General features: G+C 58.7%; 9 protein-coding genes. 6 read left to right on the plus strand and 3 right to left on the minus strand.

The features are described from left to right. Window positions 1-180: 180 nt before the first annotated feature. On the minus strand, window positions 181-1,287 hold the full coding sequence (gene istA / locus ACTQX9_RS07635) for an IS21 family transposase (protein WP_441540971.1): 1,107 nt from the start codon (window positions 1,285-1,287) through the stop codon (window positions 181-183). A 324-nt stretch (window positions 1,288-1,611) separates the two neighbouring features. Here istA and ACTQX9_RS07640 point away from each other — a divergent pair, with 324 nt between their 5' ends. From ACTQX9_RS07640 to ACTQX9_RS07650, 3 genes are all read left to right on the plus strand, one after another. Continuing rightward, window positions 1,612-2,040, plus strand: coding sequence for a hypothetical protein (locus tag ACTQX9_RS07640; protein ID WP_441540973.1), 429 nt, complete (start codon window positions 1,612-1,614; stop codon window positions 2,038-2,040). Between the two features lie 463 nt (window positions 2,041-2,503). After that, on the plus strand, window positions 2,504-3,841 hold the full coding sequence (locus ACTQX9_RS07645; protein WP_441540975.1) for an LPXTG cell wall anchor domain-containing protein: 1,338 nt from the start codon (window positions 2,504-2,506) through the stop codon (window positions 3,839-3,841). A gap of 103 nt (window positions 3,842-3,944) precedes the next feature. Next, window positions 3,945-5,018, plus strand: coding sequence for an SDR family NAD(P)-dependent oxidoreductase (locus ACTQX9_RS07650; protein WP_441540977.1), 1,074 nt, complete (start codon window positions 3,945-3,947; stop codon window positions 5,016-5,018). Between the two features lie 426 nt (window positions 5,019-5,444). Here the strand turns inward: ACTQX9_RS07650 and ACTQX9_RS07655 are convergent, their stop codons facing one another. Both ACTQX9_RS07655 and ACTQX9_RS07660 read right to left on the minus strand, forming a co-directional pair. Continuing rightward, window positions 5,445-6,539: a hypothetical protein gene (locus ACTQX9_RS07655; protein ID WP_441540979.1), complete on the minus strand. Its 1,095-nt coding sequence runs from the start codon at window positions 6,537-6,539 to the stop codon at window positions 5,445-5,447. Between the two features lie 47 nt (window positions 6,540-6,586). After that, window positions 6,587-6,730 carry a helix-turn-helix transcriptional regulator gene (locus ACTQX9_RS07660; protein WP_441541052.1) on the minus strand — a complete coding sequence of 48 codons (144 nt, stop codon included), beginning with the start codon at window positions 6,728-6,730 and terminating at the stop codon, window positions 6,587-6,589. Window positions 6,731-7,128: 398 nt separating this feature from the next. Here ACTQX9_RS07660 and ptcA point away from each other — a divergent pair, with 398 nt between their 5' ends. The 3 genes from ptcA to ACTQX9_RS07675 all read left to right on the plus strand — a co-directional run bounded on the left by ptcA (window position 7,129) and on the right by ACTQX9_RS07675 (window position 11,408). Then, complete coding sequence (gene ptcA / locus ACTQX9_RS07665; protein WP_441540981.1) at window positions 7,129-8,199, plus strand: putrescine carbamoyltransferase; 1,071 nt, start codon at window positions 7,129-7,131, stop codon at window positions 8,197-8,199. A 266-nt stretch (window positions 8,200-8,465) separates the two neighbouring features. Continuing rightward, the gene (locus tag ACTQX9_RS07670) at window positions 8,466-9,896 is read left to right on the plus strand and encodes an APC family permease (protein WP_441540983.1); all 1,431 of its coding nucleotides are present in this window, start codon (window positions 8,466-8,468) and stop codon (window positions 9,894-9,896) included. 306 nt (window positions 9,897-10,202) lie between these two features. After that, the gene (locus tag ACTQX9_RS07675; protein ID WP_441540985.1) at window positions 10,203-11,408 is read left to right on the plus strand and encodes an agmatine deiminase family protein; all 1,206 of its coding nucleotides are present in this window, start codon (window positions 10,203-10,205) and stop codon (window positions 11,406-11,408) included. The last annotated feature ends 1,597 nt before the right edge of the window (window positions 11,409-13,005 follow it).

Genomic DNA, 13,005 nt, shown 5'->3' on the forward strand with positions numbered 1-13,005 from the left:
AGAGGCCCCTTCTCGACATCTCTCGTATACTTTCGATCATTGGCATGCTGATCATCCTTCCTGCCTCCTGTGCAATTGTCAGTTGGTAGCTGCAATTGCAACGGTAGGCCTGGCTGGTCGGCATGCCTTTGCCTTTTCTGAAATTCTTCGTTTCCGTAGATGAAAAGAATGGGTGCCGCACTAGCAACAATCAGATTGCCCTAAACAGCGGTCGGCGAGGATCTCCACCGTCGTCGCGCGCATGCCGACGAGCAGGCTCCGCCCGTGCCAGGCGGGCCCGGCGACGTACTCGCGCCCGTCGGCCTCGACGTAGCCGCGCTTGTCGGCGCGGGCGGCGACCCACCTCACCGCGTCGAACTCCACGCCGGGAAGGGCGCGCATGGCGGCGAGGTCCTCCCGGTAGGCCTCCCCGTGCGGCCTGCCGTCGCGGCAGCGCGACTCCGCGTTGATCCTCGCGCATCCCTCGGCGAGGAACGCGTTGAGCTCGGGGAGCGTGCCGAACGCCGGCACGGGGACGAGGAGGTTGCGCCGGAGGAACCCCACGGCGTTCTCGACGGAGCCCTTCTCGTTTCCCGAATAGGGGTTGCAGTACCGGCTCTCGAAGCGGTAGTGGGCCCTGAACTGCGAGAACAGCCTCGATTCCGTGACCTCGCCGCGCACCATCCTGCCCGCCTCAGTGGCGTTGTCGAGCACCATCGCAGCCGGGGCGCGGCCCCAGCGGCGGAAGATCTCGAGCAGCCCGGCGCACAGGCACTCCGACCTCTGCGACATGAGGGCGACGCACTGCCGGTCGTTCGAGTGCGGGAGCGTCGCGACCAGCAGCTTGAGGTCGAGGGTCCTCCCGCCGACCGCGGCGCGGAAGTTGCCGAAATCGACCTGGCAGGTGCCGGGCGCCCACTCGAGCTCGAGGTACCCCTCTCCGCCCGCCGCCGCCCGGGCGAGCCTGAGCTCGCGGACGAACCTCTGCACGGTGGAGTACGAGCCGCCGTAGCCGCGCTCGGCGACGAGCCTGTCGTAGATCCGCCTGGCGGTGTGGCGCTGCTTCCTCGGGGCCCCGAGGTCGGCCTCGAGAACGCCCGCGACCCATTCCTCGTTGCCCTCGAGCGCGGGCCTGCCCCTCCTCCGGGACATCGGCGCGGCGGGCGACATGTCCTCCATGTCGGCGTACTTCGCCACGGTGTTCCGGCTCACGTGGAGCACTCGGGCGATCTCGGACCTCGAGCGCCCGGCGGCATCCATCGACCGTATATCATTCACTGTGTCCAGGGGCACGGTCATCTCCTCCATCCTTCCCGGGCGGGCTCGCCAAAGTAACCGCCCGGGGAAACCATACGGCGAGGGCCGCGCCCCCGGTCCCCGGGGCGCGGCCCTCTTGCTTAAACTGCTCAATTTTTCGTGCTCACGGTGCTCATTTCCCAGTGATCACTCGGACCACTTCTTAGTGAACATCAACACGAGGGGGCCCGGGAGGACTCCGCCTGCCTGCTCACGCTGCTGCACCGCCCCAGCAGGCTCCAGCTCGCGCTGCCGCTGGAGGAGAAGACCGCCGGGTGCGTCGCGGGCGCCCTGGAGGGCGTCCGGGCCATCCTCGGCGCCGACGGGACGCGCCGCGTGTTCCGCGCCGTCCTCACCGACAACGGCGCCGAGTTCTCCGACGAGGCGGCGATCGCGGCGCTGCTCGGCGAGGGGCCGGGCGAGACGAGGCTGTTCTACTGCGACCCCAGGCGCAGCGACCAGAAGGGCGCCTGCGAGCGCAACCACGTCGAGATCAGGAAGCTGCTGCCCAAGGGCGCCGGAATCAGGTTCGACCGGCTCGCCCCGGCCGACCTGGCGCTGGCCATGTCGCACGTGAACTCCGAGCCCCGCGGCGCGCTCGGCTTCGCGACGCCCGCGCGCGCCTTCAGGGCGATGCTCGGGGAGGACGCGGCGGCGCTGCTGGACGCCTACGGCGTGGGGGACGTGCCCATCGGGGAACTCGACCTGACGCCGGGGCTCATCGAGAGGGCGCGCGCAGAGAGGGGCGATGCCCCGCTGGCCTAGCCTAGGAGAAAAAACGGAATAGACGGACCGACCGTCCGGCTGAGTCTGGGAAGAGGTGCCGGGCGGCGGGCGGAGCATGGCCACCGGACCCATCGAAACACATCTCCACCATTCCTTCAACTGGGAAAATGCCGCCCCCGGGTCCCGGATAGGACCTCGGGGGCGTTCGGTTGACTGCGGGAGCGTGCCATCAGCTCAATGTGTTCGGCTGAGATCGGAAATCAACCCTGGGCGGGGATGCTTCGTGGTCTTGATGGGGTGGGTGCCTGGTTCGAAGGAGGCAGAATCTGGTTTGGTGGTGCTGAAAAGTAACAAATATGATTTATTAGAGGGGTAATTACATTCAAACGACGCATAGCCAACAAAGATTCGGTTATTCTTTACCGTATGGAAAAAACGCAGCAACAAACTGTACGTCGTGTTGCGTTTTACGTTGGTTCAATTCGATGCGATTGGAGCAGACATGAGCTTCATGGATGCCAAATTCTCCAAATGGGGAGAGGTCGCAACTGCAGTTCTCTCCCAATCGCTTGCGAAAAGATTTGCGAGGGTGATGCTGGCGGCAGTGCTGGCAGCATCTTTTCTGCCCGTCGCAGCTTTCGCTGATACGGGAGGCGACTCCGAGCTTAAGGGAATAAAAGGCAAAACAGACCCGATTTTTTGGTATGAAATTACGAGCTATCATAACTTGACAGAAAGGTCAAGTTATGATTGGAGCTGGGAAAAGGACGGCGAAACTGGAGCTATCACTGTAAAGAAAACGGATGATCCATCTCGCGTTACTGTGACGGGAACTGAAATCGGCAGCGTGATTTTGAAGGTTTCGGGAGGTGATTTGGATGAAGAGACAATTCGAATCAAGATTAGAAAGCGTACCGTACGTTTGTCTTCCTCGTATGGCGAAAAGATCTATGACGGCACCCCTCTTACTGTCACAGGAATTAATGAAGATGGGGAGGGTTGGATTTCTGCTGACAGAGACAGAGTTAAATACACGATGACCGGTTCTCAGACGAATGCTGGCGAATCGGATAATACGTTTGACGTAGAGTTTCCTTCGGGTAGTGAGGAATACTTCAAGGAACACTACGCTATTACCATTAGTTATGCTCCATTGAATGTCGCACAGCGTCCGGTCACCCTGACCTCCGCGAGTGGTTCGAAGGAGTACGACGGCAAGCCCTTGACCAATCACAAGGTCACCGTTGGGGAGGCTGCCCGGGATACTGGTTGGGTCGATGGCCAAGGTGCCACCTATTCTTTCACCGGCTCGCAGAAGATCGTCGGCTCCTCTGAGAATGTATTCGAATGCATCCCTAACGAGGGAACCAATCTGGACAACTATCAGATCAACAAGACGTATGGAACCCTGACCGTTACCGATCGTAGCGAGAAGTACCATATCACCCTCACTCCTAACTCCAAGTCCGTGACCTACGATGGCACCGAGAAGTCCGTATCCGGTTTCGAGACCCTGGAGTTCCAGATCAATGGTCAGACCTTCTACGTTTCCGGCGTTGAGGCTTCTGCAACGGGCACCGATGCAGGCGAGTACCCTGTCAAGGTTTCCGGCCAAGCTGTCGTCATCGATTCCGACGGCAACGATGTGACCGACCAGTTCATCGTGAACATCGACGATGCCAAGCTGACCATCGTCGGGGGCGACTCCGATAAGTCTGTATCCAATCTCCCTCACACCGGCGATAGCGCCGCCCTGTACCTGATGGGCATCTGCGGCGTTGCGATCGCTGCCGGTGTTGGGGCGCTCTTCATGTTCAGAAAGCGCAACAACTATAAATAAGCACGGATACCATTGGTGCAGCTCCATTGAAATGAAGCGCTAAGATAATCAGCAAAGGGGCCTTCCCGTCTGGGAAGGCCCCAACTTTGTGCGCGAGCATGGCATGTCAGAGAGCAAGCGTTTTGTTGAGGGGGTAAATTGTTTGCTAGCAGCCTCTGACCATGCTAAATCTGTCTACTATTCAAACAGAAAAACGAGCAGCTCAACATATTATCCTGCAGAAAAGAATACGGCAGTGCACGCAACGCGGCCGGCCCCTTCCCTTCCTGCCGAAATCCACACGCCTGCCATCCGCTTTTTCTATGCAAATATTCACAAACACGCAAAAAAGGAATACAAATACCTTATCGACTATTTGAACGAGAAAGGGAACACAATGGGTAGACTCGAAGGCAAAGTTGCTATCGTAACGGGTTCCACCAGCGGCATTGGCATCGGTATCGCAAAGGTATACGCAGCCGAGGGCGCAACGGTTGTTATTAGTGGTCGTCGTGCCGAAAAAGGCCAAGTTGTAGTTGATCAAATTGTTGAAGCAGGCGGCAAGGCAAGCTTCCACTATTTCGACATTACCGAACCAGCAAGCATCGAAGCGCTTATTGCAGACACTGTAGAGCAATACGGCAAGCTCGATATTTTGGTAAACAATGCAGCAAACGTTGCCCTCAAGGACGGTCGTGTTGACGAGCTCACCCTTGAAATGTGGGACGCTATTTTGGAAAGCGACCTGCGCGGCACCTTCTATGCAACGAAGTGCGCTATCCCCTACATGAAAGAAATTGGTGGCGGCGCAATCGTCAACATTGGCTCTATGGCATCATGTGCAGGCGACTTAGGTTCTACCGCTTATGCATGCGCCAAGGCGGGCGTAGACATCTTCACGCAATACGTTGCCTTGCAATACGGCAAAGACAACATCCGCTGCAATTGCATCCGTCCAGGCTTGATTGTTACGCCAGAAAACGAGGCAAAGGTTCCTCAGATGCTCAAAGATATCTTCTTGGGTAGCATCATGGTTAACCGCTACGGTTGCCCAGAAGACATTGCTCATGCAGCCGTATATTTTGGCTCCGATGAAAGTACCTACACCACGGGACAGATCATCAACGTTGACGGCGGCATGAATTCGCACGCTCCAACCGTTGCTCAGTTCCGCCAGATGAATTCCCGCACGTGGTAATTCGCACAGGCGAATAGACCAGTACGAAAGCGCGAACGCGAGAATACGGAAAGCGTGAACGCATGAACGCATGAACGTGCTAGAGTGTGAAAGCGCGAAGGTGCGCATGACTGAATGCGCGAAAGCACACCACGCACGCAAAAGATTTCTTGCAGATAGAATCTACATGGCCACCCTTTGCGGGTGGCCATGTTTTTTGTGCAGGCAATCTGTTGGCTAAGGCTTATAGGACAAAACGTGTGTCCTGTTGGGGGGCATCGGCGCAGGTCGATGCCCCTTTTTTAGCCGTATAAATACCGTGCCCGCTTTTAACCGCTCGGACAGAATGTGTGTCCGGTTGCCTATCGTTCCCGCAGGCAGATAACCTTTTCCGGAACCGTTAAATACCTTTTCGGAAGAGGTGCCCATGAAGGCCGTCTATTGCCCCTACTGCGGCGGGCGGGCCTTCAGGAGCAGGACGGCCGAGTTCCGGGAGGTCTGGCCCATGCCCGAGTGCGTCGACGAGGTCCACAGGGTCGTCTTCGCCGACGGCATATACCTCGCCAGGGACCTCGTCGTCCTCATCGCGCGGTCGCGGAGGTGTGGCCGCAAACCATGGTCCAGCGCTGCCTTTGGCATGCTTTCTCCAAGGTGAACAGGCACATGACTAGCAGGCCGAGGCTGAGGGCGGGGATGCTTCGTGATCTTGATGGGGTGGGTGCCTGGTTCGAAGGAGGCAGAATCTGGTTTGGTGGTGCTGAAAAGTAACAAATATGATTTATTAGAGAGGTAATTACATTCAAACGACGCATAGCCAACAAAGACTCGGTTATTATTCACCATATGGAAATAGAGTTTGTAGGTTCTCAGACCGATTGTGGCATATCGAAAAATGCGATTCGTGTAACGCTCGACCCGTCTATTGCCGAATACTACAACATCGTGAAGAACGAAGGTAAATTGACGGTCGAAAAGCGTCCGGTCACCCTGACCTCCGCGAGTGGTTCCAAGGAGTACGACGGCAAGCCCCTGACCAATCACAAGGTCACCGTTGGGGAGGCTGCCCGGGATACTGGTTGGGTCGATGGCCAAGGTGCCACCTATTCTTTCACCGGCTCGCAGAAGATCGTCGGCTCCTCCGAGAATGCGTTCGAATGCATCCCCAACGAGGGAACCAATCTGGACAACTATCAGATCAACAAGACGTATGGAACCTTGACCGTTACCGACCGTAGCGAGAAGCACCAGATTACCCTCACTCCCAATTCCAAGTCCGTGACCTACGACGGCACCGAGAAGTCCGTATCCGGTTTCGAGGCCCTGGAGTTCCAGATCAATGGTCAGACCTTCTACGTTTCCGGCGTTGAGGCTTCTGCAACGGGCACCGATGCGGGCGAGTACCCTGTCAAGGTTTCCGGCCAAGCTGTCGTCATCGATTCCGACGGCAATGACGTGACCGACCAGTTCACCGTGAACATCGACGATGCCAAGCTGACCATCGTCGGGGTCGACTCCGTTAAGTCTGTATCCAATCTCCCTCACACCGGCTGCGGCCGCCCCCTACGGGATCAGCCGTCTTCGGCCGTTCTTCATCCCTTCCAGAACAGCTGGGTGAGTTCTTGGCGGGTGGTGGTGCCGGTTTTCTTCAGAATGTTGTGCACATGGGCCTGCACGGTGCCCAGGGCCAGTTGCGGCGAACTGGCGATGTCCTGGTTGTCCTTGCCCTGCAGCACCTCTTTCAAGATGATGCGCTCGCGCGCGGTCAGGTGACAGTGCTCGCAGAGGGCGAGGAGCAGCTCGTCTACGTATTCTTGGGCGTCGGGCGCGTCGGTTCCTTAGAACGGAGGCGCAAGGTGTTGACAGCGGCGCACAGGGCGAAGAAACCAGTTCAATATCAATCCGTCTAGGCGTTAGGACTAGTTAGGATTAGTTAGGATTAGCTAGGATTAGCCAGGGTAAGGTGTGCGGTGAGCTAATGTAATCTGAAAATAATCCTGGTTATCTCTTCTCAAAACTACGGGTGCGCCCCATGCTGTGTGGCGCAAGGGAGCGTCTCGCTCATTTCGGGGCGCTTCATGGGAGCACGGTCCGCAAGGGGCGGTCCGGCCAACGAATTTTGAAGGAGATTTCAATGGTCAAAGATTACATCGACACCAACGACTTCACAAAAGAAGAGCTGCTCGGCATGGTAGATCTGGCCATCGCCATGAAGGGGCTCATCAAGGAGGGCGGCGAGTACCCGCACCTGCTGAAGGACAAGACCCTCGGCATGATCTTCCAGCAGGTGTCCACCCGTACCCGCATCTCCTTCGAGACGGCCATGAGCGACCTCGGCGGTCACGCCCAGTTCTTCGGCCCCGGCTCCATCCAGCTGGGTGGCCATGAGTCCATCGAGGACTCCGGCCGCGTTATGGGAAGCCTCGTCGACATCCTCATGGCCTGCGTCGATCGTCATAAGGATGTAGTGAGCTTGGCGAAGTACTCCGCGGCCCCCGTCATCAACGGCATGAGCGAGTACAACCATCCCACCCAGGAGCTCGGCGACCTCATGACCATGATCGAGAACTTGCCCGCCGGTAAGAAGATCGAGGACTGCAAGTTTGCCTGGATCGGCGATGCCACCCAGACCTGCGCGTCGCTCATGTTCATCTGCACGAAGATGGGCATGGACTTCGTGCAGTTCGGACCGAAGGGGCATCAGATTCCCGACGGCTGCCTGCATATTGGCACCGATGAGGAGCGCGCCGAGTTCGGCAAGCATCTCATGGCTATCGGCGAGGAGAACTGCAAGGTCTCCGGCGGCACCATCACCATTTCCGACGACATTTCCTGCATCGAGGGCGCCGACTTCGTGTACACCGATGTGTGGTACGGCCTCTACGACAGTGAGGTCTCCAGCTCCAGCTACATGGATGTGTTCTATCCGAAGTACCAGGTGACCTGGGATATGATGAACGTTGCCGGTCCGAACAGCATGTTCATGCACTGCCTGCCCGCCAACCGTGGCGAGGAAGTCGTCGACGAGGTCATGGACGATCCCGAGCGCTCCCTGTGCTGGGTCGAGGCCGAGAACCGCAAGCACTCCATTCGCGCCATCCTGGCCACTCTGTGCCCCCAGAGCGAGCCCGACGAGCAGAAGGCTGCGGCATACCGCGCCACCATCAATGAGCGCATGGCCGCTCTCGGTAAGCACGGTCTGTAAGACGTACCAGGTCGGGCGAGCTACGGCTCGCCCGCCTTCGCAGGAGATGGGCGACCTCATGGCCATCGGCGAGGAGAACTGCAAAGTCTCCGACGACAACCGAGTGCATCAAGGGCGCCGACTTCATCTACACCGACGTGTGGTATGGCCTGTACGATGCTTTCTGATGGGCGGCAGCAGATGCTTGTCTCTTGCTGCCCATCATCTGCGCCACTGCGCGTAAGCACTGGCGCCCTGTCTGAAAACGACTGAGCAAAGGATTAAATATGAGTGACGGAAAGAAAAAGCTTTCCTTCCTGACGGTCATTTCGACCATCATCTGCGTCGTCTTCGTTTGCGAGGCCGCCGCTCCTGCTGCTGCCATTGGCAACCAGCAGTTCTTCTGGTGGATCTTCCTGATCCTGACCTTCCTGCTCCCTTACGGCATGGTCGTCGCCGAGCTCGGCACCACCTATGACGGCGAGGGCGGCATTTACGACTGGGTACGCGATGGCCTGGGCGACAAGTGGGGCGCCCGCATTTCGTACTACTACTGGGTCAACTACCCCCTGTGGATCGCCTCGCTGGCGACCATGTTCCCCGACATCCTGGGCATGGTCTTCGGCGTCGAGTTCAACCTGATCGCCAAGATGGGCATCGAGCTCGCCTTCGTGTGGATCGTCTACCTCATGGGCCGCTCCAAGGCGGCCGACTCCGAGTGGGTCCTCAACGGTGGCGCCCTGATCAAGGTCGCCGTTGCCGTCATCGTCGGCGCCCTGGGCATCTGGTATGCCATGGAGAACGGTTTCGCGAACGACATGTCCGCCGCCACCTTCCTGCCCGAGCTCACCAACACCAACGCCCTGGGCTACCTGTCCATCATCATCTTCAACTTCACGGGCTTCGAGGTCATCTGCACCTTCGCCAAGGACATGGAGAACCCGACCCACGACATTCCGAAGTCCATCATCCTGGGCGGCCTGACCATTGGCGCCATCTACCTGTTCGCTGGCTTCGGCATCGGCGCCGCCATCCCGGCCGACTCCATCGACCCCGACTACGGCATGATCGTCGCAGTCCAGACCATGGTGGGCGATTCCGTGCTCTTCAAGGTCATCTGCATCGCCTTCCTGATCACCCTGTTCGCCAACATGGCCGCCTGGTCCTTCGGCGTCAACTCCGTCGCCCGCTACGCCGCCGAGCACGGCAACATGCCCAAGGTCTTCGCCTCGATGATCTCCGAGGACGACATGCCCAACGGCGCCAACCTGGTCAACGCCGTCGTCGCCTCCCTGGTCCTCTGCCTGCAGCTCGTTCCCGTCGACGCCATCTCCAACGGCGTCTTCTGGATGCTCTTCGGCACCTCCGTCGTCTTCCTGCTGCTCACCTACATCCCGATGTTCCCGGCGTTCCTCAACCTCCGCAAGAACGACCCGAACCGTGAGCGCATCTTCACGTTCCCGTTCAAGGGCGCGATGATGAAGGTCATGCTGGCCATCCCCTGCATCGAGCTGATCCTGGCCATCGTCGCGACGCTGGCGCCGTTCTCCGCCGCCGAGGTCGGCGAGAAGGTCCCGATGATCGTCATCTTCATCGTGCTCGTGCTCATCGGCGAGGTCGTCCGCGTCGTCAGCGCCAAGGGCCGCGAGACCGAGTACAAGGGCCTCACCCCCGAGCTGGCCGCCCAGCGCCTCGCCGAGGAGGCCGAGGAGAACTAGGGCACCCGGCCCCGGGCACCCCGGCCTCTCCGGGGGCGTGCCCGGGCGACGGGTCCGCCAACCATCCCCCGGGGCGGGTGCGGGCGATAGCTCCGGCAGCCGCCGACCGCCCCGACCCCTCTCCCGTATCCCTCGTGCGTCCCGTCTCCGCGCACCTGGCTACGTCGTCGCCCGCCGGTGCGACCCCGTGAAAACCGGCCCCGGGCGCCCCGACCTCTGCCGGGGGACGGGCGCCCGCCATCTCTTGGTCCTAGGCCGCGGGCAGCCCGCCCGCGGCAGACGATCGTCCGGTTTGGAGGAAATCTTATGCGTACGATCACCGAGTCCGAGTCCACCCCGAGGGCCGACGGCTTCTTCATGCCCGCCGAGTTCGCCCCCCAGGACCGCGTGTGGATGGGCTGGCCCCACCGCACCGACACCTGGGCCCACGGCGCCAAGCCCGCCCAGAAGCAGTATGCCGCCATCGCCCGCGCCATCTCCGAGTTCACCCCGGTCTACATGTGCGCCAACCAGGTCGACTACGCCAACTGCAAGGCCGTCTTCGAGAACGACGAGAACGTCACCGTCGTCGAGATGACCACCGACGACGCCTGGTTCCGCGACACCGGCGCCACCTACGTCATCAACGGCAAGGGCGAGAAGCGCGCCAACCACTGGCACTTCAACGGCTACGGCGGCCTCATCGACGGCCTCTACTTCCCGTGGGACAAGGACGAGCAGATCGCCCTCAAGATGGCCGAGCTCTCCGGCTGCCGCCGCTACCGTCCCGACGACATGATCCTCGAGGGCGGCTCCATCACCGTCGACGGCGAGGGCACCCTCGTCGTCACCGACCAGTGCCTCCTGTCCCCCGGCCGCACCTGCTCCGCGGTGCTCGAGGAGGAGGAGGACCCCGAGTCCCTCTGGCCCAAGTACCGCAAGAAGTTCGAGCCCTGGAGCGAGGAGCTTCGCGGGTACATGACCGAGCACCTCAAGGACTACCTCGGCGTCGAGAAGGTCATCTGGGTCAAGGAGGGCATCGACCCCGAGGAGACCAACGGCCACATCGACGACGTCGCCACCTTCATCGCCCCGGGCGTCATGGTCTGCATCTGGACCGACGACCCCGAGTACCCGTTCTACGAGCAGTGCCACGCCGCCTACGAGACCCTCTCCAACGCGGTTGACGCCAAGGGCCGCAAGCTGAAGGTCTACAAGCTCTGCATGCCCGTGAAGCCGCTGTACATGGACCAGGCCTCCTGCGACACCATCGACGCCGACGAGAACGCCGAGCCGCGCGTCCCCGACGAGCCGCTGATCGCCTCCTACATGAACTACCTCGTGACCAACCACGGCGTCATCGTCCCGCAGTACGGCGACGAGAACGACCAGCTGGCCGTCGACACGCTCCAGGAGATCTACGACGAGGTCTGGGGCGAGGGCGTCTACAAGTGCGTGGGCGTCAAGTCCGACCAGGTCGTCTACGGCGGCGGCAACATCCACTGCATCACGCAGCAGGAGCCGTCCGCCTAATAGCCCGGCTTGCCGGGGCGCGGCGCCCCTCTTTCACGGGGGTCCGCCGCACCCCGGAGGCCCGGCCGTCCGGGCGAACGGGGCCGCCTGGCCGGGCTTTCCCCGGGCGCTCCGCTGCCTCCGCACCGGAGCGCCCTTCCCCTTCGATTGGATACCCGTCTGGCCTGGGACCTGTTGCGGGTTAGGCCAATTGTTCGCTTGGATATCCCAGGTCAGACGCGTATCCAATTGCCGAAAGTATCCGGTCGTATACGCGGCCGTCTTGATCGGAGTATCCATGTACCAGCGTATTTAATTACTGCGCTGGAATAGAACGCATGCTTGATAAATTAATTTAGCATCAGACAGCGGGCGCAGTTTCAGTCGAATCCGTGCCCGCTGCTGTATGTGTGAACAGTGCGAATAGGGGATGTAGCCCTGTTCACACCTGGACCCATGTCGGCACCGGTCAATGCCCACGATGCTTCTGCTTACGCTTCAGCTTTCGCTGCTCGAAGCGTGCCGCTTGGGGCTCTCGTCGCTTCTGTCCATCAGGGATGCATTCACGAAGGTCCTCATCGCCCGCGCGGGAGTTCGAACGCGCGCAAATCGATCCGGACGCAAGCGAAGCCCCCAGTCAGCTCCATGACTTATGGGAAAGCCGTCCTTTGCAGGCTTCTTACCCTTGTTGTGGCTGTTGTTGTTTACGGTGTTGTTTGCGTTCGCATTGGCAGAGGAGCTGTCGCCGTTGCCCCCCCCGTTTTCGTCAGTACCGGGCTGGGTGGTTGCCTTTCAGCCTGCATGCAAGGTGAGTTCGGGTCCAGCGCCGTCTTTTATAAGCGCTTTGGCGAAAACGTCCTGCTTATCAGAAGGATTTAAGTCCCAATTAAGAAAGGAGCGGAAAGAGAGCCATATGCAATAGCAATGATTTCGCTATTGCATCTTTTGCTTGCAGTTGCCTTAATAAACCCTATATTAGAATGAGGCGCAATCGTATCCTTTTACCAAATCTGAGCAAGCGCATGCATGTCCCAGCTCAGATTCAAAAGACTTTGAAAGCGAGATGCCATGAGCAAATGCTCATGTACGGTAAAGAAGCAAGCAACCGAAAACAATAGATAGACCGCCAGCACTACACTATTCCGAACCAAAGACCAAAAGATAAGCATTTTGAGAAAATCTAAACTTTTGGATTTTCCTACAATGCCGACTACGGCGGAATCCCTCCCACTCCTTATATATTTCTTTCTGTATACATTGAATTTGTATTTAGTAAAATGCAGACAACACCACGGATCGGCTTTTGGCTGGACAATTCCAACCAAACACCGCAGCAGACAGTAGAAACCATTCTGAACGTTAGGAAGCCGGTATGATTGTTACATATAAGGGGAAGAAAAATTTCTTTTAGATACTTGTTTTCCTAAAACTGATGTGATATATTTCCTAAAACTGATGTGATATAATAATTCAATTCCAGAAAAGGAGTAAAAAATATGCGGCAAGGTATTCTTAAATAAAACTATAATCAAATAGTGGGAACAAAGGATTATGATAGTCCCTTTTGTAGGGGCTTAGTTTTTTGTACCCAATTTAAGAATACTTTTGCCTTATCAAT

The organism is Collinsella sp. LCP19S3_F2 (genome assembly GCF_052121015.1).
Classification (GTDB): domain Bacteria; phylum Actinomycetota; class Coriobacteriia; order Coriobacteriales; family Coriobacteriaceae; genus Collinsella.